The 25,771-nt window shown below is 71.5% G+C and carries 25 protein-coding genes, 1 tRNA gene and 1 pseudogene; 4 read left to right on the forward strand and 23 right to left on the reverse strand.

Going from position 1 to position 25,771, the window contains the following annotated elements; translation table 11 throughout:
- Window positions 1-271: 271 nt before the first annotated feature.
- The 5 genes from AB0J42_RS31350 to AB0J42_RS31370 form a co-directional block, all read right to left on the reverse strand.
- Window positions 272-4,048 (reverse strand): beta-ketoacyl synthase N-terminal-like domain-containing protein, encoded by a 3,777-nt coding sequence (locus AB0J42_RS31350; RefSeq protein WP_364300818.1) that lies wholly within the window; start codon window positions 4,046-4,048, stop codon window positions 272-274.
- Window positions 4,049-4,086: 38 nt separating this feature from the next.
- Entirely contained in the window at window positions 4,087-5,130 is a 1,044-nt protein-coding gene (locus AB0J42_RS31355; protein WP_364300820.1) for a ketoacyl-ACP synthase III family protein, read from the reverse strand.
- Window positions 5,131-5,143: 13 nt separating this feature from the next.
- Window positions 5,144-5,395, reverse strand: coding sequence for a phosphopantetheine-binding protein (locus AB0J42_RS31360; protein WP_364300822.1), 252 nt, complete (start codon window positions 5,393-5,395; stop codon window positions 5,144-5,146).
- The gene (locus AB0J42_RS31365; protein WP_364300824.1) at window positions 5,392-6,390 is read right to left on the reverse strand and encodes a ketoacyl-ACP synthase III family protein; all 999 of its coding nucleotides are present in this window, start codon (window positions 6,388-6,390) and stop codon (window positions 5,392-5,394) included. The genes AB0J42_RS31360 and AB0J42_RS31365 overlap by 4 nt, the downstream gene beginning before the upstream one ends.
- 307 nt (window positions 6,391-6,697) lie before the next feature.
- A complete protein-coding gene (locus AB0J42_RS31370) occupies window positions 6,698-8,020 on the reverse strand; it encodes a cellulose binding domain-containing protein (protein WP_364300826.1) in 1,323 nt (440 codons plus the stop codon).
- A 402-nt stretch (window positions 8,021-8,422) separates the two neighbouring features.
- Here AB0J42_RS31370 and AB0J42_RS31375 point away from each other — a divergent pair, with 402 nt between their 5' ends.
- Window positions 8,423-8,602: a hypothetical protein gene (locus AB0J42_RS31375; RefSeq protein ID WP_364300828.1), complete on the forward strand. Its 180-nt coding sequence runs from the start codon at window positions 8,423-8,425 to the stop codon at window positions 8,600-8,602.
- A gap of 4 nt (window positions 8,603-8,606) precedes the next feature.
- Here the strand turns inward: AB0J42_RS31375 and AB0J42_RS31380 are convergent, their stop codons facing one another.
- The 10 genes and pseudogenes from AB0J42_RS31380 to AB0J42_RS31425 all read right to left on the reverse strand — a co-directional run bounded on the left by AB0J42_RS31380 (window position 8,607) and on the right by AB0J42_RS31425 (window position 13,970).
- Window positions 8,607-8,900 carry a gas vesicle protein K gene (locus AB0J42_RS31380; protein ID WP_364300830.1) on the reverse strand — a complete coding sequence of 98 codons (294 nt, stop codon included), beginning with the start codon at window positions 8,898-8,900 and terminating at the stop codon, window positions 8,607-8,609.
- Window positions 8,839-9,123, reverse strand: coding sequence for a gas vesicle protein (locus AB0J42_RS31385; protein WP_364300832.1), 285 nt, complete (start codon window positions 9,121-9,123; stop codon window positions 8,839-8,841). Before AB0J42_RS31385 ends, AB0J42_RS31380 begins: the two co-directional genes overlap by 62 nt.
- Window positions 9,110-9,886, reverse strand: a complete 777-nt coding sequence (locus tag AB0J42_RS31390; RefSeq protein WP_364300834.1) for a GvpL/GvpF family gas vesicle protein — start codon at window positions 9,884-9,886, stop codon at window positions 9,110-9,112. Before AB0J42_RS31390 ends, AB0J42_RS31385 begins: the two co-directional genes overlap by 14 nt.
- Window positions 9,876-10,247 (reverse strand): gas vesicle protein GvpJ, encoded by a 372-nt coding sequence (gene gvpJ / locus AB0J42_RS31395; RefSeq protein WP_364300878.1) that lies wholly within the window; start codon window positions 10,245-10,247, stop codon window positions 9,876-9,878. The genes AB0J42_RS31390 and gvpJ (AB0J42_RS31395) overlap by 11 nt, the downstream gene beginning before the upstream one ends.
- 8 nt (window positions 10,248-10,255) lie before the next feature.
- The gene (locus AB0J42_RS31400) at window positions 10,256-10,579 is read right to left on the reverse strand and encodes a gas vesicle protein (RefSeq protein WP_364300836.1); all 324 of its coding nucleotides are present in this window, start codon (window positions 10,577-10,579) and stop codon (window positions 10,256-10,258) included.
- Between the two features lie 34 nt (window positions 10,580-10,613).
- The gene (locus AB0J42_RS31405; RefSeq protein WP_364300839.1) at window positions 10,614-10,838 is read right to left on the reverse strand and encodes a gas vesicle protein GvpG; all 225 of its coding nucleotides are present in this window, start codon (window positions 10,836-10,838) and stop codon (window positions 10,614-10,616) included.
- 19 nt (window positions 10,839-10,857) lie between these two features.
- The gene (locus tag AB0J42_RS31410) at window positions 10,858-11,634 is read right to left on the reverse strand and encodes a GvpL/GvpF family gas vesicle protein (RefSeq protein WP_364300841.1); all 777 of its coding nucleotides are present in this window, start codon (window positions 11,632-11,634) and stop codon (window positions 10,858-10,860) included.
- 175 nt (window positions 11,635-11,809) lie between these two features.
- A pseudogene (gene gvpJ / locus AB0J42_RS31415) lies at window positions 11,810-12,013 on the reverse strand (gas vesicle protein GvpJ); the annotation flags it as partial.
- 29 nt (window positions 12,014-12,042) lie between these two features.
- Window positions 12,043-13,410 (reverse strand): SRPBCC family protein, encoded by a 1,368-nt coding sequence (locus AB0J42_RS31420; RefSeq protein WP_364300843.1) that lies wholly within the window; start codon window positions 13,408-13,410, stop codon window positions 12,043-12,045.
- A 5-nt stretch (window positions 13,411-13,415) separates the two neighbouring features.
- Complete coding sequence (locus AB0J42_RS31425) at window positions 13,416-13,970, reverse strand: hypothetical protein (protein WP_364300845.1); 555 nt, start codon at window positions 13,968-13,970, stop codon at window positions 13,416-13,418.
- A gap of 194 nt (window positions 13,971-14,164) precedes the next feature.
- Here AB0J42_RS31425 and AB0J42_RS31430 point away from each other — a divergent pair, with 194 nt between their 5' ends.
- The 3 genes from AB0J42_RS31430 to AB0J42_RS31440 all read left to right on the forward strand — a co-directional run bounded on the left by AB0J42_RS31430 (window position 14,165) and on the right by AB0J42_RS31440 (window position 15,690).
- Window positions 14,165-14,476 carry a hypothetical protein gene (locus AB0J42_RS31430; RefSeq protein ID WP_364300847.1) on the forward strand — a complete coding sequence of 104 codons (312 nt, stop codon included), beginning with the start codon at window positions 14,165-14,167 and terminating at the stop codon, window positions 14,474-14,476.
- 360 nt (window positions 14,477-14,836) lie between these two features.
- Window positions 14,837-15,250: a DUF5994 family protein gene (locus AB0J42_RS31435; RefSeq protein WP_364300849.1), complete on the forward strand. Its 414-nt coding sequence runs from the start codon at window positions 14,837-14,839 to the stop codon at window positions 15,248-15,250.
- A 116-nt stretch (window positions 15,251-15,366) separates the two neighbouring features.
- Complete coding sequence (locus AB0J42_RS31440; protein WP_364300851.1) at window positions 15,367-15,690, forward strand: STAS domain-containing protein; 324 nt, start codon at window positions 15,367-15,369, stop codon at window positions 15,688-15,690.
- 409 nt (window positions 15,691-16,099) lie between these two features.
- Here the strand turns inward: AB0J42_RS31440 and AB0J42_RS31445 are convergent, their stop codons facing one another.
- The 8 genes from AB0J42_RS31445 to fdh all read right to left on the reverse strand — a co-directional run bounded on the left by AB0J42_RS31445 (window position 16,100) and on the right by fdh (window position 25,762).
- Complete coding sequence (locus tag AB0J42_RS31445) at window positions 16,100-17,086, reverse strand: LysR substrate-binding domain-containing protein (protein ID WP_364300853.1); 987 nt, start codon at window positions 17,084-17,086, stop codon at window positions 16,100-16,102.
- A 110-nt stretch (window positions 17,087-17,196) separates the two neighbouring features.
- Window positions 17,197-18,249, reverse strand: coding sequence for a fatty acid desaturase (locus AB0J42_RS31450; RefSeq protein ID WP_364300856.1), 1,053 nt, complete (start codon window positions 18,247-18,249; stop codon window positions 17,197-17,199).
- Window positions 18,250-18,480: 231 nt separating this feature from the next.
- Entirely contained in the window at window positions 18,481-19,701 is a 1,221-nt protein-coding gene (fdhA, locus tag AB0J42_RS31455; RefSeq protein ID WP_364300858.1) for a formaldehyde dehydrogenase, glutathione-independent, read from the reverse strand.
- Window positions 19,702-19,758: 57 nt separating this feature from the next.
- Window positions 19,759-20,622: an MIP/aquaporin family protein gene (locus AB0J42_RS31460; protein ID WP_364300860.1), complete on the reverse strand. Its 864-nt coding sequence runs from the start codon at window positions 20,620-20,622 to the stop codon at window positions 19,759-19,761.
- An 87-nt stretch (window positions 20,623-20,709) separates the two neighbouring features.
- Window positions 20,710-20,803 (reverse strand) — tRNA-Sec (locus AB0J42_RS31465).
- A 96-nt stretch (window positions 20,804-20,899) separates the two neighbouring features.
- A complete protein-coding gene (gene nrfD, locus AB0J42_RS31470; RefSeq protein WP_364300862.1) occupies window positions 20,900-21,811 on the reverse strand; it encodes an NrfD/PsrC family molybdoenzyme membrane anchor subunit in 912 nt (303 codons plus the stop codon).
- Window positions 21,808-22,593: a 4Fe-4S dicluster domain-containing protein gene (locus AB0J42_RS31475; protein ID WP_364300864.1), complete on the reverse strand. Its 786-nt coding sequence runs from the start codon at window positions 22,591-22,593 to the stop codon at window positions 21,808-21,810. Before AB0J42_RS31475 ends, nrfD begins: the two co-directional genes overlap by 4 nt.
- Entirely contained in the window at window positions 22,586-25,762 is a 3,177-nt protein-coding gene (gene fdh, locus AB0J42_RS31480) for a formate dehydrogenase (RefSeq protein WP_364300880.1), read from the reverse strand. Before fdh ends, AB0J42_RS31475 begins: the two co-directional genes overlap by 8 nt.
- Window positions 25,763-25,771 lie beyond the last annotated feature (9 nt).

Consider the following 25,771-nt stretch of genomic DNA (forward strand, 5'->3'; position numbering starts at 1 on the left):
CGCCGTGGGGCGCCCTCGCGATCCTCGGCTCGGTGCGCCGGGTGCGCGTGTAGCCCGGTCCCGATGGTGTCATACAGCTCCGCACCGGACGTGTCGCCGCCTTCGCCGCTGGGACAGCCATCCATCTCGACTCCATGCTTCCCCACCGCCGGGCCGCCGACCGGGACGTGGATGTCACCCCAAGAGACGCGCCCTGTCTCTCGGGGAGTGGGCAGGACATGTCGTGGGAGCGCGGCCGGGCAGCCCCCCTCGGGCTGCCCGGCGCGGGTTTTCAGCCGCCGATCAGCGGCGGGCTCTCGGGGGCGGGCGACGGCTCCGGGGCCGGGGCGGTGACGAGGAGGTCCGCCAGGTGGTCGGCGATGGCGGTGATGGTGGGTTGCTGCCAGAGGAGGGTGGCGGGGAGGCGGCGGCCGAAGCGTTTCTCCAGGCGGCGCCGGACCATGACCGTCATGACCGAGTCGAGGCCCTGTTCGACCAGGGGGCGGCGGGGGGCCAGGTCGTCGGGGTCGAGGCGCATCACGGCGGCGATCTCGGCGCGGATCTGGGGCAGGACGCGGTCGCGCAGGTCCTCCGGCGTCAGGCCGGTGAACGACTCCGTGGGGCCGCTGAGGTCGTCCTGGTCGGGGGCGGGGGCGTCGATCACCGGGTAGCGGAGGCCCTTGAGGTGGCCGAGGACGCGGCCGTCGGGGTCGGCGATGAGGGCCTGGACGGTGTCGGCGGCGGAGAGGTCCACGGCCGTGTCGATGACGACGGTCTCGGGTGGGGTGCCGGTCAGGACCAGTTCGTCGATGTGGACGACCATGCGCAGGACCGGGTCGCCGGGGAAGACGCAGGGTGCGACTGACATGACGGCGTCCAGGGCGGGGGCCCAGCTCTGGGGGTCGCCGGTGCGGACGGTGGCGCGCAGGGCGCCGGGGCCGCCGAGGAGGGTCTCGATCGTCCAGTCGAAACCGGTGGAGGGCACGCCGACGGCGGCGAGCCGCTGGTGGACGAAGCCGGGGTCGATCGGGGTGAGGGCGCCGGCGTCCGGGAGCACGTCGGGTTTGACCTGGCCGGGGGCGGCCACTTCGGCGGTGACGTGGACCAGCCAGGCGGGGTCCGGCTCGCCGGGGCCGGCCGGGGTGCGGGCCGCGAGCCGGATCGCCGGGGGTTCGTGGACGACCTGGATCTGCCGGCGTTCGGCGGTCATGAGCGGGTGCGTCATCTCGACGCCGGTGAGGGTGACGTCCTCGCCCCCGGCGGCGTGCAGGAACGTGTTGACGAGCACGGCGGCGGGCACGATCTCGACCCCGTTGAGGGCGTGGCTGCCCGGGTAGGGCCGGTCGGCGTCCGCGACGCTGGTGCGCCAGATGCGGGTGTCGCTGCCCGCGACGCCGGTCCCGGCGCCGAGCAGGGTGTGGGAGCCGGGGTGGTGGCCGCGGTTGCCGTCGGAGGTGTAGGCCTCGCGCCAGTGGCGGCGGTGCTGCCAGGCGTACGGGGGCAGGTCGGTCAGGCCGCCGGCCGGTTGGAGCCTGCGCCAGTCGACCTCGACGCCGTGACAGTGGGCGGTGCCGACGGCGGTGAGCAGGGTAAGCGTCTCCGGCTGGTTGCGCCGCAGTGACGTGCCGACGAACACGTCCTCGTACCCGTGCTCCGACAGCGTCTCGGTGAGGGAGTGCGCGACCACGGGGTGCGGGGAGATCTCCAGGAACACGCGGTAGCCGTCCTGCGCGGCGGCGGCGGTCGCGGCGGCGAGCCGGACGGGGTCGCGGAGGTTCGCCGCCCAGTACGCGCTGTCCAGGACGGGCGTCGAGCGGGGGTCGGGCAGGGCGGTCGTGTACATGGGGATGCGGGGCGCCCCGAACGGCAGGTCCGCGGTGGCGGCGGCCAGCTCGACGGCCAGGGGCTCCATGTGCGGGCTGTGGAAGGCGACGTCCGAGGCCACCCGGCGCACCATGATGCCGTCGGCGGGCCACTCGTTCACCACCTCCTCGACGGCGGCGACGTCGCCGGACAGCACGGTCGAGCCGGGCGCCGACGCGATCGCGGCCACCAGGTCGGTCCGGCCGGCCAGCCGCTCGGCCGCCTCCTCGAAGGACAGGCCGACCATCACCATCGCGCCCTTGCCCTCGGCCTGGCGCAGCAGCCGGGAGCGGCGGCAGATCAGGCGGGCGCCGTCGGCGACGCTCATCGCCCCGGCCGTCACCGCCGCGGCGATCTCGCCGACGGAGTGGCCGATGACGGCCCGCGGGGTGACACCGTAGGCGTTCCAGAGCCGGGCGAGGCCCAGCTGCATCACGAAGATCATGGTCTGTACGCGGTCGATGGAGTCGAGTTCGCCGCCCGCGAGGACCCGGCGGGGAGAGAACCCGATCTCCTCGGCGAAGATCGGCTCCACCTCGTCGACCAGGGATGCGAACTCCGGCTCGGCCAGCAGTTCCCGGCCCATGCCCGGCCACTGGCAGCCCTGCCCGGAGAAGACCCAGAGCGGGCCGGGGCCGGGGTCGGGCAGCACGTCGCCGGTGAGCACGGTTTCGGCGGGGGCGTCGTCGGCGAGCCTGCGCAGCCCGGCGGCCAGTTGGTCGCGGTCCGCGGCGACGACGACGGCGCGGCGGGCCAGGTGGGTGCGGCGGAGCGCGAGCGTGTGCCCGGCCGAAGCCAGGTCAAGGGCCGGGTCGAGCCGGTCGGCGAGCCTGCCCGCGTACTGGCGCAGCGCCCGTTCGGACGCGGCCGACAGCGGGAACAGCCGCTCGCCCGCGCTCTCGGCGCGGGGCGCCTCAGAAGCGGGCGGGGCCTGCTCCAGCACGATGTGCGCGACGGTGCCGCCGTAGCCGAAGCTGGAGACGCCCGCCCGGCGCGGGTGGCCGCGCTCGGGCCAGGCCGTCGGCCCGGTCACCAGGCGCAGGCCCGACTCCTCCCAGGGGATGGCCGGGTTGAGGGTGTCCACCACGCTGGGCGGGATCTCGCCGCGGTGCAGGGCGAGCACCGCCTTGATGACGCCGGCGATGCCCGCGGCGCCTTCGAGGTGGCCGATGTTGGACTTGACCGAGCCGATGAGGCACGGGTCGCCGGGGGCGCGTTCCGCCCCGTACACCGAGGAGAGCGCGCCCGCCTCCAGCGGGTCGCCGAGCAGGGTGCCGGTGCCGTGCGCCTCGACGTAGCCGACGGTGGACGGCGCGACGCCCGCCTGGCGGCAGGCCCGGCTCATCACGTGTTCCTGGGCCTGCCCGCACGGCGCCATGATGCCATTGGTGTGGCCGTCCTGGTTCACGGCGCTGCCGATGACGAGGGCGAGGACGCGGTCGCCGTCGCGCCGCGCGTCGGACAGCCGTTTGAGCACGACGACGCCGCAGCCTTCGCCGCGTCCGTAGCCGTCGGCGGAGGCGTCGAAGGACTTGGACCGCCCGTCGGGGGCGAGGGCTCCGGCGGTGCCGAGGGTGAGGGTCTGGCCGGGGGTGACGAGCAGGTTGACGCCGCCGGCGAGGGCGACGTCGCTCTCGCCGAGCCGCAGGCTCTGCGCGGCCAGGTGCAGCGCGACCAGCGACGCCGAGCAGGCGGTGTCGATCGCCATGCTGGGCCCGCGCAGGTCCAGGGAGTAGGAGATGCGGTTGGCGACGGCGCAGGTGGCGGCGCCGATCCCGGTCCACGCCTCGATCTGGGGCAGGTCCTCCAGCAGGCGCCCGCCGTAGTCGGCCGTGCAGACGCCCATGAACACCCCGGCGTCGGTGCCGGCCAGTTCGTGCGGCGGCAGGCCGGCGTGTTCCAGCGCCTCCCAGGCGGTCTCCATCAGGATCCGCTGCTGCGGGTCCATGAGTTCGGCCTCGCGCGGCGACAGCCCGAAGAACTCGGCGTCGAAGCCCTCGATGTCGTCGAGGAAGCTGCCGTGGCGCACGGCGTCGCGGAGCGCCGCGGCGTCTTCCGGGCTGCGGTTCTCGTACCGGAGCCAGCGTTCGGCGGGCAGCGGCCGGGTCGTGTTCCGGCCGGCGGTGAGCAGGTCCCAGAACTCGTCCGGTGAACGGACGTCGCCGGGCAGGCGGCAGCCGATCCCGACCACCGCCACGGGTTCCACACGCGGGCTGTCGCCCATCTGCGTTCGTTCCCTTCGGTTCAGAGCCACGGAGGAGTGTCGACGATTTCGATGACGGCGCCGCAGACGGTCACTCCCGGGCCGGTGCCGAGCATCAGCAGGCGGTCGCCGGGGCCCAGCTGCCCGGTGGTGAGCAGGCGGTCGAGGGAGAGGACCTGGTCGCTCGCCCCGCAGTGGCCGATGGTCCGGCCGTACTCCCAGGTCGAGCGCGACATGGGCAGGTCGAGCACGGCCATGCACCGCTGTTCGACGATCTCTTCGGAGTAGTTCATGAAGGCCACCCGCGTCACGTCGCGGGCTTCGACGCCGCTGTCGGCCAGGACGTTCTCGACGACCTCGACCAGGGCGCGCTGGATGCCGAACAGCGCCGCGGTGGCCTCGCCCTTGGGCATGACCTGCCGGCGGAACTGCTCGTTCCTGGCGGCGAAGCTCATCTTGCGGCCGACGGTGACGCCCGGGGGGAACAGGGGTTCGCTGCCCCGGTGGAGCTCCTCGGCCTCGGTCACGGTGGTGGTGCGGACCGACGCCAGGCGGGCGAAGCCCGGCTCCTTGCTCAGCACGAGCGCGGCGGCGGCGTCGCCGCCGATGTAGCCGGGGCCCATCCGCCAGCGGTCCATGAGCGGGGTGCCGTAGTTGTCGGCGGAGACCAGCAGGGCGGCCTGCCTGCTCGGGGTGGAGTGCAGGTAGCCGGAGGCGAGTTCGAGGGCGGCGAACATGCCGTTGCAGCCCTGCCGGATCTCGGTGGCCAGCAGGTCGCCGCCGACCAGCTGGCGCTGCAGGTAGGCGTGCGGGGGCCAGCCGTCGGGCCCCTGGTGCCAGGTCGAGGCGTACAGGAGGAGGTCCAGGTCGCCGGGCGCCCGGCCGCTGCGCTTGAGCGCGCTCCGGGCCGCGTGCAGGGCCATCTCGGGCGCCGGCAGGTCGCCGGCGACGGCCGCGGAGGCCAGGTTGTGCAGTTCGGCCTCCTCGGCCGGGTACCAGCCCTTGGCGACGGCTTTCTCGACGGTGACGACGGTCCGCGGGACGAAGGCTCCCACTCCGCTGATGTACGTGTCCGCCCGCTGCATGGCGCTGCCCCCGTCAGACGGATTCGAGTTCACGGACCATCGCCACGATGGTCGCGACGTCGCGGAAGTTCTCGGGGTCGAGCTTGGCCGCGGGGACCGGGACGCCGAGGTCGCGGCGGATGAAGTTCAGCAGCCGCGCCGTCCGCAGGGAGTCGAGGAGGCCGGACACCAGGAGCGGGGTCGTCTCGTCGACCTTGAGGTCGTCGCCGTCCTCGACGAGGTTGTCCTGGACGAAGTCGACCAGGCGCCGGGTGAGGTCGGTCATGCGCGTGCTCCTCGGGTGACGGGGGTGGTGGAGAGGATCCTGAACGCCGCGGCGGCGACGGACGTCCCGGAGCCGAACCCGACCATGAGCAGGTGGTCGCCGGCCACGAGCCCGCCGGTGGCGATCAGGTGCTCGAAGGCGATGAACTGGTCGGCCGCGCCGCAGTGGCCCACGCGCCTGCCGTAGTCCCAGGTCGTCTGCTCCTCCTCGAGGCCCAGCCAGGACATCTGCCCGTCCAGGTCCTCGCGGCGGCCGTGCGGGAACGCCACCCGGGTGACGTCGTCCAGCCCGATCCCGGCCTCGTCCAGGGTCCGCTCGACCTGCTCCATCATGGTCTTCTGGATCGTCAGGTGGATGCCGGTGCCCTGGGCCTTGAGCAGCTTCTGGCGGAACTCCTCGTGCCGGTCGCCGAAGCTGAGGCCCCTGCCGACGGTGGCGTCCGGGGGGAACAGCGGGTAGGCGCCGTCGTTGACCGCGTCGGCCTCCGGGATGACCGTGGCGTTCACCGCCAGCAGCTCGGCCATGCCGTAGTCCTTGCCGAGGACGAGCGCGGCGGCGGCGTCGCCGACGAGCGCGCCGGGGGTCATCCGCCAGCGGTCCACCAGCGGGGTGCCGTGGTTGTCGGCGGAGACGACCAGGGCGGTGTCGCGGTCCGGGTCCGCCTGGAGGTAGCTGGCGGCCAGTTCGAGCGAGCTGATCATGCCGACGCACCCGCTGCGGATCTCGAACGCCGGGACGCTCCCGCCGAGGAGGTGCTTCTGCAGGTAGTGCTGGGGCTGCCAGCCGTTGGGGCCCTGGTGCCAGACGGACGGGTAGAGCAGCAGGTCGAGGTCGCGGGGGGCGGACTCGTCCCATCGCTCGTAGGCGTCCAGGACGGCGAGCCGCGCCATCTCGGGCGCGGGCATGTCACCGGCCACCGCCGCGCCGAGCTGCCGGAACTTCCCGACCTCCTCCTCGGGATACCAGCCTTCGCGGACCGCCTGTTCGACGCTCACGCTGTCAGGCACATAAACGCCGAGGCTCCTGACGAACATGTTGGATGTACGCACACGTCCCCTAACTCGTCTCCAGGGTTTTCGGGCAGCGGAAAACGCTTTTCCGATTAATTGCGATGGAAAACATCGGGAAATGGGCCGGGCCGGACGGCCAGAGGCAAGGATAGGGTCGCGCCGCCGGATAAATCAATATCGGCCCCGGCGACATTCCGTGATCGGCATCTGACGGAACGTGCCGGATTTCGGGAATGCCGATCCCCGCTGTTTTCACCGAATGCAATTCTGCGAAACAGCGGGGATCGGGCGCTCAGGCAGGCGCTTTCGCGCAGACGAGGTTGTTGAGTTTGAACTCGGCGGGACTGTCGTTCGTCCCGGTGGCGGTGGCCGAGAAGCCGAAGCTCTGGCTGGAGCCGGGGCCGATGTAGGAGTTGTGGCCGGCGTCGCGGGCGGTCACCTGGTTGCCGGTCTGGGTCACCGTGGCGTTCCAGGCGCTGGTGATCTGCTGGTTGCCGGGCCAGGTCCAGGTCACGGTCCAGCCCTCGACGGGGGTCGTGCCGGTGTTACGGACGACCACGTCGCCGTTGAAGGCGCCGTTCCAGGCGCCGGTGGAGTACGTGACCTCGCAGGAGGTGCCCAGCTTGAGCCCGCCGCGCAGGAAGGTCGTGAAGTTGGGCCAGGTGGGGTCCAGGGTGCCGGTGCTGACGGACTCGGCGCAGTCGGCGGTCCTGCGCACGGTCTGCGCGCCGTACTGGGCGGGGTCCATGATCTGGTCCATCATGTGGTCCGCGGCGGGGACCGAGACGAACGTCGCCTCGCCGCACACGGCCTTGATCCGCGCGTAGAGCAGCTCGCTCTGCCCGTGCGGCACCAGGAAGTCGGCCTGGCCGTGCAGGAACAGCAGCGGCGGGTCGTCGCCGTCGACGTAGGTCATCGGGTTGGCCTGGGCCACCGTGGCCGGGCAGGTCTGGATCGGGCAGCCGACCAGCAGCGATTCCGGGGAGGCGGGAGAGTTGTGGTCGAGCCCGCCGGTAGGCAGGTTCTGCTCGTTCATCTTCAGGAAGTCGGTGGGGCTGTAGAAGGCGAGCCCTGTCTGCACGGCGCTGGAGACGCCGGTCGTGCCGAGGTCGCCCTCCAGCGCGGCGACGCCGCCGGAGAAGACGGCCATCTCGGTCAGCCAGCCGCCGGAGGAGTCTCCGGCGATCGCGAAGCGATCGGGGTCGATCTGGTACGTGGCGGCGTTCGCGCGCAGCCACCGGATGGCCGCCTTGATGTCGTGCACCTGGGCCGGGAAGATCGCCTGGGCGCTGGATCGGACGCTGACGCCGGCGACGGCGAAGCCCAGCGGGTTGAAGATGGCCGCGATCTCGTCGGCGCCCTCCTTGCCTTCGTCGCTGCTCCAGGCCGAGCCGGTGTGCCAGATCAGCAGCGGCCGGGGCGTGCTGCCGGTGGACGGCAGGTAGAGGTCGAGCAGGTGGCCCTTGCTGCCGGCCGGCTGCGCGGGCGCGTAGGCGATGTCGGTGATCACCTGTGCGGCGTGCGCCGGCGGCGCGTAGGCCGCTGACAGTCCGACGGCGGCCAGGAGGGTCATCGCCAGACCGGCGATCGAGGCCGCGCGGATTCGAGCTTGCATACTGCGACTCCGGTGGGGTCGGATGATCGCCGCTCCCCGTGCTCGTGTGGTCGCGGTTCACATCGATATGGGCGGGGAGACGATATGCCACGAAAGTGAAGATGGTCAAAGATCCCCGTGCACCGTTCCCATCGAACCGGAGATGCGGCATAAATCGTACTTTATAGGCACATAGAGCCAAGATCATCAGTGCCGGGCACACTGCGCCCAATAACTCACGGAGCCTTTCGGAAAGCGATCCCCGCCTCACCGACAGTAAACCCCGGTGAATCACGGACCGGGACGTGACAATTTTCCTGGCGGCGGGTAAGTGATAATGTCCACGATCATGACCCCTCAGCCCCTGGAGGACGAATGCGAAAGGCACGCGCAGTTCTCGTCTCGGTCGTCATGCTCCTCGGAGTGTCATTGACGATCGGCGCCACCCCGGTGTACGCAGAGCAGAACGGCCAGCTGGTCGGCGTATTCAAGGACCACCCGGAGTGTGAGCGGATCGGCACCCACGGCGTCCACCACGACTGGTGGAACGACTACACCTGCCAGTGGGAGAGCCGCTACCGCTACTACTTCCTGTACGTCTGACGGATCAGTCGGCCGGGAGCAGGGTGCCGAGCGGGCCGAGATCCAGGTTGAGGTCGGCGGGAGTGAGGCCGAACCGCTCGCACAGCTCGGCCATGGCCTCCTCCAGCCGCATCAGTGTCAGCCCCACCGCCTCCAGCTGCTCCCCGGACAGCTCACCCGTGTCCATCCTGCGTACACACTGGCGCTCCACGAGCTGGCGGATCAGCTCGATCAGCGTCAGCACCAGGCGGCTCAGGTCACGCTGGACCGATTCGGCGTCCGTCTCCAGCCGCCACTCCCCAGCCTTCCGTTCCGTCATGTCGCATTCCTCCTTCGATCGCGTCGTCCTCCCGCACCGAGACCAGCAGCGCCCGCAGGGAGATCCGTACGAGGTCGACGCCGGAGATCGACAGCACCACGTCGCCCGTCACCACCACCCCGCACGCCAGCAGGCGGTCGAGCAGGTCGACGAGGGCCACCCGCTGCTCGGGCAGGCGGCCCTCCGCGGCCAGGCGGGCCCCGCGCGGCTCAGGGAGCGTCACCGGGCGCCGCCTCGTGGTCGAGCGAGGCGAACGAGTAGGGCGCCCAGGGGCCGACGAGCTCCAGGGTGACGCCCTGCCCGGCGATGCTCTCGGCCGCCCGGGCGAAGTCGGCGGCGCGCGCCTCGTCCACCAGGTAGGCGCCGTTGAGCACCATCTGCTCCCGCCGCCCGGACAGCTGCGGGTCCTGCGCCGGGTTGCGCCTCCCGGCGACGGCGATGTCCATCAGGGCCTCGTGCACGGCCTGGGCGTGCTCGGCGGCCCGGCGCAGGTCGGCCTCCCGCCCGCGCAGGGAGGCCCGGCGGCGGTTCAGATAGGCCGCGCCCGGCGACGTGTCCTGCGGAAGGGCCGCGGGTTCGGCGGACGAGGGGACGGCGTAGGCCTTCACCCCCCACTCCCACCGGCCCGACACCCGGCGCAGCACCGCGTCGAACTGGTCGTGCCGCTCGCCGAGCAGCTCCCGCACCTGGCCCTCGTCCCTGTAGACGGTGACCAGCCGGACCGGGGCCGCCGGGCCCAGCCGGGCCAGCGCCTCGACCACACGGTGGTGGGCGCGCGCGGTCTCCTCCAGCCAGGCCAGGTCCTCCATCGAGCGGCGCAGCGGCTCCTCGCCGAACTCCGCCAGCGGCACCGTGCCGACGAACGCGGCCAGGCCCCGGTGCGTCAGACGGCGGACGGGCGCGCCCGCCACACCCGTCAGGCCGTCCGGCTCCTCACACTGCTCGCGGGTGACCGCGTAAAGGTAGACGCCCTGCTCAGCGGTCACGCTCGACCGCCTCGGGCTCGGGGGCTCCCTCCACCTCGCGGGCGGCCACCATCTCCTCCAGCGCGGTGATGCGGCGGCGCAGCTTGCGGTTCTCCCTGGCCAGCTCCTGGGTGCCGCCGGTGAGCCACGGGTCGTGCTGCCACCAGTCGATGCCCATCTCGCGGGCCGTGTCGACCGAGGCGACGAGGAGGCGCAGCTTGATCGTCAGCAGCTCGATGTCGAGCAGGTTCACCTTGATGTCGCCCGCGATCACCACGCCCCGGTCGAGCACCCGCTCCAGGATGTCGCCGAGGTTGGCCGACTCGCGGCCCCCGTAGGACGGCTGGAGCGCGGACCCGGGACTGTAGGCGCCCGACCGCACCGGGGCGCTCACCGCGCACCCTCGGAGGGGTCGCCGCTGCCCCGCTTGTAGCGGCGCACCCGGCGGTAGGACAGCAGGTCGCCCGCCATGTCGAGGTCGAGCTCGTAGAGCGCCAGGATGTCGCCGGACGACGGGATGCGGCGGTCCTCCACGATCTCCACGCCGACCAGCCACCCGTCGTCGGACGGCTCGACCCGCGTGACGGCCTCCGCTTCCTTGCCGCTCAGCTCGGTCATCACGCGCAGCCCCACCTCGGCCGCCCCCGCGGCCGTAAGGTCCTCGGAACGCTCGGGCTCGCTCCTGGTCTCCTGCCTGGCAGGCACGACATCCACCCCCGTATCCCCTGACGCGGCCCCCGCGCGCGCCTCACCAGCCGATCATCCCCTGCAAGATCTCGTCCACCGCCCGGGCCTCCTCTTCCTCGGAGATCCGGCCGGCGGCCCTGGCCTGCTCCACCTCCTCGAGGCGGCGCCGGACCACGGCGGGATCGTGCAGCTCCCGCTCGACCTGGTCTCTCAGCAGCTCGCCGAGCTTGACGACCGAGTAGAGCGGCAGGAGCGGCCAGCCAAAGAGCAGCGTCCCCAATCCCAACGTCGTTCACTCCTCTCCGTCAGCTCGTGCGTACGAAGTCGTACGGCGCCATCGGCCCCAGCAAGCGCACCTCGGCGCGGCCCGACCAGCGGGAAGCCAGCTCGTCCACGGCCCGCTCGAACTCGGCCCGCCTGTCCTGACGCACCAGCGCGGCCACGTGCGCGGCGTCGCGCTCGTGCGCCGGGTCCCGCACGGCCAGCTCCTCGCAGAGGCCCCTCAGGTCCTCCACCACCGCCGCGGTGTCCGCCTCGCGCTTGGCCGCGACCGCGCGTTCGATGATCTCGCCCAGCCGGATGCGCTCGTTGCGCGTCGCGTGCTCCGAGGTGCCCGCGATCCGCTCGCGGAGCGCCGCCGCCTCGTCGTTCTCGCGCAGCACCTCACCCAGGATCGCCCGCTCGTCGTACCTGGCGTTGACGACGTACTGGGTGCGGCCCTCCAGCTCGCGCAGGGTGCCGGCGAACTCGTCGTGGTACGGCTTCAGCAGCTCCTCCACCACCGCCTCGGTGTCCGTCAGCACCGCCCCGAACCGGAACGGCAGCACCGGCACCTCAGCCGCCGCCTGGTCGAGCAGCCGCTGGTGCGCCTGGAGGTCACGCGGCCTGCCCAGCGGGCGGTCCGTCCCGACCTTGCTCACCAGCGCGCCGATCTCGCCGAACGGCACCAGCCGCACCTGCCCGGCCGGGTCCCCCACCCCCTCGGTCCCGGGCTCCACCTCGACGTCCGCCGGTACGATCCCGTACACGTAGGACGCGCTGCCGTTCACACCCGCCGGTTCCTCGGTTCCGCGTGGCGACATCTCAGCGATCCTCTCTGCGGCGTGCCCTGGCCGGTTCGGGTTCGTCCATCTGCAGGTCGTCCGCCTCGTCGCCGCCGGCCTCCAGAGCGGGCTCCCCCTGGTCCACGGCCTTGGCCTGCGTCATGCCCTGGACGACCTCGGGCAGCCCCTGCTCCGTGGACGACAGGTCGAGGCGGCCGGCCGCCTCCGCGAAGCGCAGGTAGGTGTCGACGCTGGCCACGACCACGCGGGCGTCGATCGTCAGCACCTCGATGCCGACCAGCGAGACCCGGACGAACGCGTCGATGACGAGGCCCTTGTCGAGGATCGTGTCGATGACGTCCGCGAGGCCCGTCCCCGAGGCGGCACCGCCGGCCGGCGTGCCGTGCTGCACGGTCATGTCGTCCTCCTGGTCCGTCCGCCGGACGGCTACTCACGGACCCGGCGCCGTACCGGGCGCTCGGGTTCGGAAGCCCGCCTTCTGGGCGCCTCGGACCGGCGCCGCGCGGTGACCGGGCGGCGCTCCTCCTCAGGCTCCTCCTCCGGCTCCTCTTCTTCCTCTTCCTCTTCTTCCTCCTCGAAGTCCTCCTCGGGCTCCTCTTCCTCTTCCGGCTCCTCCTCTTCTTCCTCTTCCTCCTCCGCTTCCGCTTCGGGTTCTTCCTCTTCGAAGTCCTCCTCCTGTGCCCGCTCGCCCTCTTCGGGCTCCTCTTCCTCGCCGTACTCGCCCTGTTCCTCTTGCTCCTCTTGTTCCTCGCGCGCGGCGGTCTCGTGGTCCTTGACGACCTCGCTGTCGCGGATCTCGCCGCGCCAGCCCTCCAGCTCGTCGGGGTTCAGCAGGAGGTGCGCCATCACGTGCCGCCGGAAGTGCTTGAGCTCCAGCCGTACGCGGCGCCCCTGGGCGCGCCAGAGGTTGCCGGTCTTCTCGAAGAAGCCCTGCGGGTGGTACTCCAGCACCACCAGGACCCGGGTCAGGTCGGGGGTGAGCTCGTGGAAGGTCACCGCCCCGTCGACGTGGCCCTTCTGCCCCTCCGAGCGCCAGACGATCCGCCGGTCGGGGATCTGCTCGATGATGCGGGCCTTCCAGCTCCGGTGGGACATGAAGATCTGGGCCTTCCAGGACAGCTCCTCGTCGGAGTCCTGTTTGATGGTCTCGACCTTCTTCATGAACGTCGGGAAGTCCTGGAACTGGGTCCACTGGTCGTACACCAGCCGCCGGGGCGCGCCGATGTCGATCGCCTCCACGATGTTGGTGACCTTCTCGTGGCCGCGTCCCCCGCCGCCGCCACCGCCACCGCCGGTGACGCGCTGCACCATGCTCTTCAGACCGCCCTTCAGGCCGCCCTTGAGCCCGCCCTTCAGGGCTCCGCCCAGGAAGCCGCCCTGTTTGTCCGAGCCTGTCACCGCGCTCATCAAGCTCTTGCCGCCGTTCTCCACATAGTCGGTGAGCCTGCCGGTCAGCCCTTCGATCTTGTCGCCCGCCGAGGCGAGCACCCGGTCGCCCGCGGCGCGCAGCAGGCCCTGCGCGGACTGGACCAGCCGATCCATCGGCAGGTTGCCCGCGACCCCCTTGCCTGCTTCCGCGGCCTTGCCCGCGACGTCCTTGCCGGTCTCCGCGGCCTTCCCGGCTACGCCTTTGCCGGTCTCCGCCGCTTTCCCGGCGACGTCCTGACCGGCTCCCGCGGTCTTCCCGGCGACGTCTCCGGCCTGCTTCTCGACGGTCTCCGTCGCGGCGCGGCCGGCCTTGCCTCCCGCTCCCCGGGTCACCCCGGTCGCGGCCTTCCTCAGTGCATCAGCCATCGCACTCACCTCCGTGCCTGACTGACCCGCCGGAAGGGACGCCCTCGCGTCCTCTCGTGCTTGGCCTTCCTCTGGGCCGGTACCTCGGGGGCCTCTTCCGCACGCGGTTCCTCACGTGCTTCCTCGTCGCGCCCCTCTTCCTCACGTGCTTCCTCGTCGCGCCCCTCTTCCTCACGTGCTTCCTCGTCGCGCCCCTCTTCCGCACGCGGTTCCTCGTCGTGCTCCTCTTCTTCACCGGAGGCTTCTTGCTGATCGGCCATGTCGCCCAGCGACGTCGCGCGGTCCTGCAGCCGCTGACTCATGGAGTCGATCTGCCTGCTCGCCGCGGTGAGAGCCGCCGTCTTCGCCACCTCGATCAGCTCGCCGCGGAGGCGGTCGGTGAGCTGCTGAAGCTCCACCGCGGAGCCGAGGGCTTTGACGCCCTGCGCGAGGGGTCCCCCGTTGCTCGCCTTTCCTGCCAGCCCCGCCGCCGCCAGTGCCGCCGCCATGCGCACCTTGCGGCGCCTGCCGAGGTAGTACCCGGCGAGTACGGCGAAGGCCACCCGCAATCTGTCGGACATGATGAGCCCTCCTTTCGCCGGTTGTCCCGGCCGCACTGGTCCAGCGCGGGGGCGTGGCCGGCGTCACTCGCCGACTACCCGAGAATCGGGCAAAGGACCACATTCCGCCGAACGTGGCAGAGACTTGACGTCAGCCCCGGACACGCCCCCGCAGACCCGGAAGCCGCAGGCCAGAGTGGGTTATCGTCCGCGGTATGCGTCCGATGCCGTCGGCAGACATGGTCAGCCTGATCTCGTTTCTCGCCGTACTGCTGATCTTCTTCAGCATCGACGTACGGGCGAGAGAGGAGGCGCAGCCCTCGGACCCGTGGCACGCGCGCCTGTTCGGCTGGACCTCCCGGTCCGGCGGGCTCTGCACCGCCCTGGCCCTGACCCTCGGGTGGGTGGACCTCTTCCTGCCGGACGAGAAGAGCCCGATCCATGTGGCGTTCGTGGCCGTACCGGGATCTGTCGCGGTGCTGTGCGCGATCGCGCTCGGGCTGGAGATGCTCTGGCAGCGACGGTAGCCGCAGTGAGCACCGGTGGCGATGATCGCCCTGGAGGGGCTGCCGGTCTTCTCACCTGGCGATAAGCAGGGCGCGCATTGCTGCTTTCCTCTGATCGAGCCTGTCGGAATATCGGAGCGAACTCGATCGCGCACAGAGGCCATTTGTCGTAAACCCGATCCACCTCAATTCTGGCAAAAATGCTCCTTACCAGTGATGAGGTACCATGACGTTACCGAGGACATTTCGTACGTTGACATTCAGGTCGGCGTCGCCCGCGGCGATCCATCACCGGCACCCTCGGAAGAGGCCCGGACAGGCTAGGCGACCATGTCGACACTTCTTTCTCCACCCGCACCGCTCAGCTGCGCCTCATCGGCGATGCCGCCGGTCGATTCCGGGCTACGGCTCGTACTCCGTCCGGTGCCGAACCGGCGGGCCATGGTGGACGGGGCGTGGTGGCCTTACTCCCGCGACGCAGCCGCCGAGCTGCCCGGACTCATCGCCGCCGTCGACCGGTTCCTCGACCGGGTAACGCTCCGCATCGGCGTGCATCGCGACGCGTTGCAACGCGTCCCGCACAGCATCCCGGCCCGCGGACGGCAGGTCCGCGTCGAATGGTCCCGCCACACCGACCCGAGAGTGATCACTCTCGCCTTCGCGGCGGGCGAGCCGGTCGTCTTGCTGATGATGCCTCCCGGAACCGCCGGCCCGAGGTCCGACGACACCCTGCCGACGACGCCGTCCGGTTTGCGACCTCGCCGGGCAGACGGACCGGTCATCGGACCGGTGTGACCCACCTGCCGCCTGCCGGCCGGATCGAGCAGTCCAGGTACCGCCCTCACTGGCGGCCGACCGCTCTCCGACCGGCAGGCATCCCAACCGTTTCCAGGATTTCCAGGGAGACTTCCATGACCGTCCACGACTCCGCACCGCTAGGTCGAGCGAGCGCCTCGACGCCGACCCTCATACACCTGTGGGGGGACATCGACGTCCTGACCACGGCCCGGCTGTCCCGGCAGCTGATCAACGCCCTGGACTACAGCACCGGCGTGCTCGTCCTGGACCTGTCCCAGGTCACCTTCTGCGGCGCCGACGGGCTGGGTATGCTGATCGGCGTGCAGAACCGTGCCCGGGCCCGAGGCATCACACTCACCCTGACCGGCGTTCCGCCGCGCATCGCCAGGCTGCTGCGCATCACCGGCCTCGACCACCGCTTCCCGATCACGGCCTGAGCCCCGCAGCGGAGATCAGGCCGTGGCGGGCCGCGAGGGCTCGCCGACGCTGCCGCCCTCGTTCTCCCAGGCGTTCAGGCAGTCGCCGCCGGCCGTCCCGCTGTACGGGCCGGCGGGGTCGAGGATGTCAGCGGGACGGACGCCGACGCCCCGTCGACGGCGCCTCCCGGTGGAGACGCGATTCAGGCGGAGCCTGTCCGAGACGGTGGCGGTAGCCGCGTCCGACGGAGTGGATGGAGAAAGACTGGCTGTCATCGTCGCCTGGCCTGTCAGGCCCATGGGCCGAAAAAGGTTTATCGCCGCGGGCGACGCCGGCCTGAATGCCAACGTACGAAATATCCGCGGTGTTTCTCTATTACCTCGTCCGCGAGATCAGATATCAAGAGGCATCAAGTGCGGCCAGGAGAAATCAGACGGGCTCATCACCGGAACGGGTGGCGGGACTGACCGGTCGCAGCCAGCCGAGCCGCTCGGCCAGTTGCCGGGCGCTGTCGATGACCGTGGCGATGTGCGGAGACGGGTTGTCCTGATGCCACAACAGTGACCAGGGGTAGTGAGCGGCGGGTTCGATCAGGGGACGCCAGGCGGTGCCCGGCCGGTTGGAGGTGCGGAACGAGGAGGGGACGCAGTGCAGGCACCGGTGCCGGAGCACCAGGTCGGCGGCGGCACGGCTGCTCTGCACGGTGCCCTCGTAGATGCTGGGCGCGAACCCCGCCGAGCGGCACAGCGTGATGACGAACCGGTTGAGCTCGGGGGTCTGCGACTCCTCGCCGAGGAGCAGGGGTTCGTCCGCGAGGACGGCGACGGGGACGCCGTCGAGTCCGGCGAAGCGGTGGTCGTCGGGCAGCAGCACGCCGAGCGGATCGAGCCTGATCAGTCTGGAAGTCACCGCGGCCGGGACCTGGGAGGCGTGCCCGATGGCGATGTCCAGGCGGCCGTCGGCCAGTTGGCGGTACTGCTCGGGAGTGCCGGCTTCGACCTGGTGGATGGTGATGCCGGGATGGGTGCGCTGGAGCTCTCGCAGGATCTGCGGCATGGTGTCGTAGCCCGCGTCGATGATGCCGGCGCGCAGCGTGGGCGCCGGCATGACGGCGTTGCGCGCAGCCTGCCTGGCCCGGCCCACGTGATCGAGGATCTGGCGCGCCTCCATGAGGAAGGCCGTGCCCGCCGGGGTGAGATCGACATGGTGGGTGCTGCGGTCCAGCAGGCGCACGCCCAGCTCGCGTTCCAGTCGCTGGATCTGCTGGCTCAGCGCGGACTGCACGATGTGCTCGCGCGCGGCGGCCCGGCCGAAATGCAGCTCTTCCGCCAGCGTCACGAAGTAGCGCAACTGACGCATCTCCACGCCCGCCACCCCTTCCGCCCGGGCGGCGCCCATCCGGGCCGTCTCCTCCACTCTAGGCGCCACCGGGGGTGCCCAGAGTGGAGGAGGGCCGGGCAGAGGAGATGCGTGGCCGGTGCCGGGGCCGTCCGCGGCTCTCCCCGGTCTGCGACCGGCTGCGCCGGCTACCGGTGGCGAAGCGGAAGCGCCGCCCGGCCCGGCTCTTGCCGGCCTGGACCAGCTCCGTCCGGAGACGCGATCCGGGCGGCAGCCGGGCCGGCGCGACGGCGCTGAGTGCGCACGTGATCAGGCCAGTGCACATTGCTCGCCCAGCCCGCCCGCTCGAACAGGCGGATCACGGCCGCGGACGGGTCGACCTGACCGCGATCGAGGCCGTGACGGGCGCAACTGGGCTCGCTGTGATGGCCGTTGTGCCAGCTCTCCCCGAACGACAGCAGGGCCAGTGGCCACAGGTTGGTGGAGCGGTCGTGGCGGCGGGTCTTGAACGGCCTGCTGCCGATGACGTGGCACAGGGAGTTGACGCTCCAGGTGACGTGCTGCAGCAGCGCGACGCGGATGAGCCCGGCCCACAGGAAAGCGGTCAAGGCGCCGTACAGGGTGCCGGTGATCGCCCAGCCGGCCAGGAACGGCAGCGCCAGCGACAGCGCGCACAGCGCGGGGAAGGCGCGGGCCACCCGCCTCATGGCCGGATCGCTCAGCAGGTCCGGGGCGTACCGCTCGGGCGGGGTGCGGTCCTCGGAGAACAGCCAGCCCAGGTGAGCGTGGGCAAGCCCCCGAAGCTGCCCACGCAGGCCGGTGCCGTACCGGTAAGGGGAGTGTGGGTCTCCCGGCCGGTCGGTGAAGGCGTGATGGCGGCGGTGCACCGCCACCCAGTCGATCACGTTCCCCTGGAAGCCCATGGATCCGGTGACCGCCAGCGCCACACGCAGCCGTGGTGAGGCGATGAAGGAGGAGTGGGTGAGCAACCGATGGAAGCCGACCGTCACTCCCAGCCCGGTCACCACGTACATGATCGCTGCCAGCAGCAGATCGGTGGGCGTGACTCCCCGCCCCCACGCCAGGAAGATCGCGACGCCCAGCGCTATGAACGGCAGCACCACGATCGCGGCCGTCAGCCCTACCTGTGCCGGCCCGGCCGCGTGCTCGCCTGCCTCGGGGAAGGGCGAGGTGCCGTCGTAGTCCTGACGGCGTCCCGCCGCCTGCTCGGACATAGTCATGAAATGTCTTTCCGATTCATCCGGTCCGGCGGCATAGCCCCACGCCAGGCCGATCCTGATGGTGACAGCGACGCGAGCCGTGCCCTGTGGTCACTCACCAGTCAAGGCGATCGGCGAGCCGGCGGAAACACCCGATCCGAGCAGGCCTCATCAGCTACGGCGATAGCCGTAGCTGATGAGGCGCAGGTCGAATCCGCCGACGGCGAGCTCGCACCGCTCCCGGTCCGTCGCTCACGCGGCGGCGAGCATGCCGTGCGGGTCGATCACGTACTTGCGCGCCGCGCCCTTGTCGAACTCCTGGTAGCCGCGCGGGGCCTCGTCCAGCGAGATCGGCGTGGCGTTGACCGCCTTGGCGATCTGCACCCGGTCATGCAGGATCGCCTGCATGAGCTGGCGGTGGTACCGCATGACGGGGCACTGGCCGGTGACGAAGCTGAGCGACTTGGCCCAGCCGAGACCGATCTGGATCGACAGCGAGCCCCGCTTGGCCGCCTCGTCCGCCGCGCCGGGGTCGCCGGTCACGTACAGGCCCGGGATGCCGAGCGCGCCGCCCGCCCGGGTGACGTCCATGACCGTGTTGAGCACGGACGCGGGCTGCTCCCGCTGCGCGTCCTCTCCGTGACCGCGGGCCTCGAAGCCGACGGCGTCCACGGCGCAGTCCACCTCGGGCACGCCGAGGATCTGCTCGATCTGGTCCTTCGGGTCCCCCTCGGCCACGTTGACGGTCTCGCAGCCGAAGCTGCGGGCCTGCTCCAGCCGTTCCTTGTTCAGGTCGCCGACGATGACGACGGCGGCGCCGAGCAGGAAGGCCGAGCACGCCGCGGCCAGCCCGACCGGGCCCGCGCCGGCGATGTAGACGGTCGAGCCCGGCCCCACCCCGGCGCTCACACAGCCGTGGTACCCCGTCGGGAAGATGTCCGAGAGCATGGCCAGGTCGAGAATTTTCTCCATCGCCTGGTCCTTGTCGGGGAACTTCAGCAGGTTCCAGTCGGCGTACGGCACCAGGACGTACTCGGCCTGGCCGCCTACCCAGCCGCCCATGTCGACGTAGCCGTAGGCCGAGCCGGGGCGGTCCGGGTTGACGTTCTCGCAGACGCCCGTCTTGCCTTCCTTGCAGTTGCGGCAGCGGCCGCAGGAGATGTTGAACGGCACGGACACCAGGTCGCCGGTCTTGATGAACTCGACGCCGGGACCGGTGTCGACCACCTCGCCGGTGATCTCGTGACCGAGGATGAGGCCCGTCGGGGCCGTGGTACGGCCGCGCACCATGTGCTGGTCGCTGCCGCAGATGTTCGTCGCGACCGACTTGAGGATCGCCGCGTGGGGCAGTTTGCGGCCCACGTTGGCCGGGTTCACACCCGGACCGTCCTTCAGCTCGTAGTCGGGGTAGGCGGTCTCGCGTACCTCGACCTTGCCGGGACCCTCGTAGGAGACTCCTCTGTTACCGGACATGGCTTGTCTCTCCGTTGGTACGGGGTGCGAATGGCGGATCGTCAGGCGGTGCGTCGATCACCTCCTCTGGCGGGGGCGCCACCATCGGCTGCCGCGTCCCAGCCGCTCGCGGAGCTGGTCGTGGCCCGGGTGACGGGCGAGCGGAACCTCCCCGGCGGGCTCCCGTGAGCCGGAGATCTCCCCGGCCGTCCCCTGCTCGGCCTCCTCCGGCAGCTCGCGCACCGGGCGCGCCACCTGGTCGTAGACGAGCACGGCGAGCAGGGCGCCGACGACCGGGCCGATGATGTAGACGCCGAACTGCGCCCACGGCGTGTCGCCGCCGAACACGGTCGTCGTCAGGTACGGGCCGAACGTGCGGGCGGGGTTGACCGCGCCGCCCGTCATCGGGCCGATCACGAAGATCTCGCAGGCGACGGCCATGCCGATGATCCACCCCGCCCAGCCGGACGGCGCGCGGCGGTCCACGGCCATCGCCATGATGGTGAGCATCAGCAGGAACGTCCCCATGACCTCCAGCAGGATGCCCTGCCCGTAGCTCACGCCCTCCCCCAGCGCGGTCAGCCCGGTGCCGAGCTCCGCGGCCCGGCGGCCGAAACCGCCCACGATGAGCAGGCCGCCCGCGAACGCGCCGATGAGCTGCGCCGCGATGTACGGCGCCACCTCCGCCCACGGGAACCTGCGGCCCGCCGCCAGCGCGAGGGTGACGGCGGGGTTGATGTGCGCGCCCGAGGTGGTGCCGAAGGCGTAGATGACGAGCGCGACGACCACGGCGAACGACAGCGAGATGAAGCCGAGCGCCGCGTAGCTGATCTCACCGCCGCCCATGAGCAGCGCCGCCACCACCGCCCCGGCACCGAAGATCACCAGCAGCATCGTTCCGATGGCTTCCGCGACGAGCCGCCGCGGCAAATCTCCGACCATCGCTTCCCCCTGACGACGATGGTTCTCTGCGCCATACAGCCCCTACCCAGGGGGAGGGCGCTATGCAGGGGGTCCGGGGTGGCATGAGCGGAGGCGGACGGGAATCGAACCCGCCAGGCCGAGGGACTCGGCCTCGTCGGTTTTGAAGACCGCGGGGACCACCAGGCACCCAGACGCCTCCACACCGTCACCTACCCTGCCAACCGCCCGCCCGACCCCGTACCCCCGAGAAAGCGACGAGGCGTCACTCACCCCTTTGGGACCCGTACACGAGGCGTCAGGAGGCGGCGTCGAGGCGTTCGCGCTGAGGGACGACGGTGTACTTGGGGTCGGCGGCGGAGGCGCGGCCCGCGGCGAGGATGGCGAAGCGCGTGCAGAGAGAGCCGGCCGTGAGCGCGATACCGGACAGAGCGGTGAGCGCACGGCCGCGACCGGCGACGGCTGCGAGCAGGCCGCCGCCGATCGTCAGGGCCCGCGCGGCGCGCATGAGCCTGCCCGCCCGTCCCGTCGTGTACGGCTCGCCGACGAGGCCGAGCCGGCGCTCCATCACCCCTCCCGCGACCGTCTCCACGGCGGCGCCGAGCACGGCCACGGCACGGGCAGGACCGGCCTGGGCACGTGGGGTGCCGAGCATGCCGGCCGCCCCGGCGGCGGCCATCGCGCTGCCCGCGAAGAGGAACGGCAGCTCCCGGTAGGCCTCGTGCCAGACGGGCACGGCGGTGTCGGCGACCAGGACGGCGGTGTAGGTGGCGGTCAGCGGCCCGATCACCGCGCCGGCCAGCAGCGCCCCGTCGCCGGCGAGCGGCAGGATCCCGGTCATGTCGCTGGCCAGGGCGGCGGCCGACAGCCCGCCCTGCGCGGCGAGGATCCACGAGCCGACGCTCATCGGCGAGGAGGGCTTGAAGAGCCGGAACATGTTGAGGAACCGTTCGGGCCTGCCGAGTTCGGCGGTGAGCAGCCCGGCGCCCAGCGCGGCCCCGGCCGCCGCGGCGACCCGGGCGGTGCGGTCCAGGCGGGGACGGCCGGTCAGCCGGGCCATCACCGCCATCGAGGACGACACCCCGGACAGGCCACCCAGATAGAGATATGTCGGCATGTGGGGTTCGTGCCAGAGCGGCGGCTTGAGCACCGGCCGGCCGTAGTACGACCGGAACTCCGCCTGCGGCACCATCGCCCGTTCCCGCTTCACCGCTTCCCCGCCCCCAGGAAGGCGAGCGCCACCGCGCCCGCCGCCGACAACGCCGCCATCCCCGCCCAGCGCCACATGGCGGGCAGGTCTCGTGTGGTCACCACCGGATCCGGCGGCAGACCGTACACCTCGGGCTCGTCCAGGAGCAGGAAGAACGCCCCCGCCCCGCCCACCCCGTCATCGGGGTTCTCACCGTACAGACGGGCCTCCGGGACCCCGCCGTCACGCAGGCGCGTCACCCGCTCCTCCGCGCGCGCCCGCAGCTCGTCCAGCGGCCCGAACTGGATCGAGTCGGTGGGGCACGCCTTGGCGCAGGCCGGTTCGAGACCGCCGCGCAGCCGGTCGTAGCACATCGTGCACTTCCACGCCCGCCCGTCGCCCTCCCGCCGGTCGATCACCCCGTATGGGCAGGCGGGCACGCAGTAGCCGCACCCGTTGCAGATGTCGGACTGCACCACCACGGTGTCGAACTCGGTCCGGAACAGCGCCCCGGTCGGGCAGACGTCCAGGCAGGCGGCGTGCGTGCAGTGCTTGCACACGTCGGAGGACATCAGCCACCGGTCCACGCCGTCGTCGCCGCCCGCCGCCACCGGCCGCGACTGCTCGATGAACGCGACGTGCCGCCAGGTGCTCGCCCCCAGCATGCCGGTGTTGTCGTACGAGGTCGCCTCGAAGACGAAGCCGTCGTCGGGGATCTGGTTCCACTCCTTGCAGGCCACCTCGCACGCCTTGCACCCGATGCAGACGCTGGTGTCGGTGAAGAACCCCATCCGTTCAGCCATGCCGGTACCTCTCCAGCAGGTCGAGCGCCGCCGGGCCCCTCGGCCTGCGGCCCGGCCGCACGTCGCAGGTCATCGCCTTGCTTTCCTGGATGTAGACGTTGGGGTCGAGCACCAGCGGCATCAGGTCGTTGGCGACGTCGCCGGTGACGAGGCCGCCGCTGCCCCAGCCCCAGTGGTACGGCAGGCCGACCTGGTGGACGACGCCGTCCCCGACGCGCAGCGGCCGCATCCGCCCGGTGACCAGCACCCTGGCCTCGACGACGGCGCGGCTGGTGACGATCGTGGCCCAGCCGCCGTTGGTCAGCCCCACCTCGGCGGCGAGCTCCGGCGACACCTCGCAGAACAGCTCCGGCTGCAACTCGGCGAGGTAGGCCAGGGGCCGGCTCATCGAACCCGCGGTGTGGTGCTCGGTCAGCCGGTAGGTGGTCAGCACGTACGGGAAGCGTCCTCCCGGCGCGTTGTACGGGCTCTCCGGCCGGTGGTAGGTGCGCCGCGCCGGGTTGGCCTGCTGGGTGTAGAGCGGGTTGGCGACCGGTGACTCGTGCGGCTCGTAGTGGGCGGGCAGCGGGCCGTCGACGAGCCCCACCGGCACGTACAGCCAGCCCTTGCCGTCGGACTGGAGGATGAACGGGTCGGTGCCGGAGAGCGCGTCCTGCGCGAAGGCCCCCTCCGGCGGCACGTAGTCGGGCGGCTTGCCGACCTCGCAGTCGGGCACGTCGAGCCCGGTCCACTCGCCGCGCTCGGCGTCCCACCACACGTACGCCTTGCGCTCGCTCCACGGCCGGCCCTCAGGGTCGGCGGAGGCCCGGTTGTACAGGATGCGCCGGTTGGCCGGCCAGGCCCAGCCCCACTCGGGGGCGACGGAGCTCTGCTCGCGGCCGGGGCGGCGGCGGGCCGCCTGGTTGACCTCGTCCGCGTACACCCCGCAGTAGATCCAGCAGCCGCACGAAGTGGAGCCGTCGGGCCGGAGCTGCTGCGCGGACGACAGGGCGCGGCCGTCGGGGCCGACCCCGTTGATCTCGCGGAGCACGGCCGCGGCCGACGGCTCCCGGTGCTCGCCGTGCTCCGGGTACTCCCAGGTCAGCTCGCGCACCGGGCGGTCGATCTCGTCGTCGGTCAGCCGCCGCCTGATGAGCTTGCCGAGGTGGTAGTAGAACCAGAGCTCGCTGCGGCAGTCGCCGGACGGCGGAAGCGCCTGCTCACGCCACTGGAGGAGCCGCTGGGTGTTGGTGAACGTGCCCTCCTTCTCCACGTGGCTCGCGGCCGGCATGAAGAACACCTCGGTGCCGATCTCCTCGGTGCGCAGCTCGCCGGTCTCCAGCTCCGGGCCGTCCAGCCAGAAGGTGGCGGTCTCCACCAGGGTGAGGTCCCGTACGACGAGCCAGTCGAGGTTGGCCAGCCCGAGGCGCTGCGCCCGCCCGCCGGACGAGCCGACCGCGGGGTTCTCCCCCACCACGAAGAAGCCCTTGACGATGCCGTCGATCTGGTTCATCACCGTGGTGTAGTGGCCGTGGTCGCCGGTCAGGCGCGGCAGATAGCCGAAGCAGTAGTCGTTCTCCTCGGTGGCGGCCTCGCCCCACCAGGCCTTGAGCAGGCTCACCAGGTAGGCGCGCCGGTTGCCCCAGAAGCCGGTGCCGCCGCCCTCCAGCTCCAGGTAGTGGTCCAGGCCGCCGTGCCGGGTGGCGTCCGGCATGTCCAGGTAGCCCGGCAGGAGGTTGAACAGCGTCGGGATGTCGGTCGAGCCCTGAATGCTGGCGTGGCCGCGCAGCGCCAGGATGCCGCCGCCGGGCCGCCCGATGTTGCCGAGCAGCAGCTGCAGGATCGCGGCGCAGCGGATGTACTGGGCGCCGACGCTGTGCTGGGTCCAGCCGACGGAGTAGACCCAGGCGGTGGTGCGCTCGCGGCCGGAGTTCGCGGTGACGGCCTCGGCCAGCTCGGCGAAGCCGTCGCGCGGGATCCCGCAGAGCCGCTCCACCATCTCCGGGGTGTAGCGGGCGAAGTGCCGCTTGAGGATCTGGTAGACGCAGCGCGGGTGCGACAGCGTCGGGTCGGTCGGCGGGCTGGGGTGGGCCGCGGGGCCGCCCGCCCCGTAGCTGTACGGGCCAGCCGCCTCGGCGTGCCGGGCGCCGCCCTCCTCCTGCTTGGCCGGGCCCTGCTCGCCCGTCGACTCGTACGCCCAGCTGCTCGGGTCGTACTTGGCCGTCTCCGGGTCCCAGCCGGAGAACAGGCCGTCGAGGTCCTCGGTGTCGCGGAAGTCCTCGGACACGATCGAGGCGGCGTTGGTGTACGCGAGCACGTACTCCCGGAAGTCCAGCTCGTTCTCCAGCACGTAGCTGATCAGCGCGCCGAGCAGCACGATGTCGCTGCCCGCGCGGATCGGCAGGTGCCGGTCGGCCACCGCGCTGGTGCGGGTGAAACGCGGGTCGACGTGGAAGACCCGGGCGCCGCGCTCCTTGGCCTCCATCACCCACTGGAACCCCACCGGATGGCATTCGGCCATGTTGGAGCCCTGGATGACGATGCAGTCCGCCTCAGCCAGGTCCTGCTGGAAGGTGGTCGCGCCGCCGCGTCCGAAGCTGGTCCCCAGACCGGGGACGGTGGAGGAGTGTCAAATACGCGCCTGGTTCTCCACCTGGATGGCGCCGAGGGCGGTGTACAGCTTCTTCATCAGGTAGTTCTCTTCGTTGTCGAGCGTCGCCCCGCCCAGACTGGCGATGCCCATCGTGCGGCGCACGGCCTTGCCGTCGCAGGTCTCCTCCCACGTCTCCCGCCGGGTCCGCACCACCCGGTCGGCGATCATCTCCATCGCGGTGTCGAGGTCGAGCGGCTCCCACTCGGTGCCGTACGGCCTGCGGTGGAGCACCTTGGTCTGGCGTCCCGGATGGGTGACGAGCTGCTTGCTGGCCGACCCCTTGGGGCAGAGCCGCCCCCGGGAGATCGGCGAGTCGGGGTCGCCCTCGATCTGGGTGATCTTGCCGTTCTCGACGTACACGAGCTGGCCGCAGCCGACCGCGCAGTAGGGGCAGACGGAGCGGGCCACGGTCGCGGCCTCCTCGGTGCGCGGGCGCAGCGCGTCGGTGCGGCGCGACCGTGCCGCGTCGCGCCGGCCGTCCTCACCTTTGAGCTGCCGGATCACCGGCCAGCGGGCCAGCCATCCCCTATCTGCCATGGTGCGACC

Source organism: Nonomuraea sp. NPDC049649, from assembly GCF_040675175.1.
GTDB lineage: Bacteria > Actinomycetota > Actinomycetes > Streptosporangiales > Streptosporangiaceae > Nonomuraea.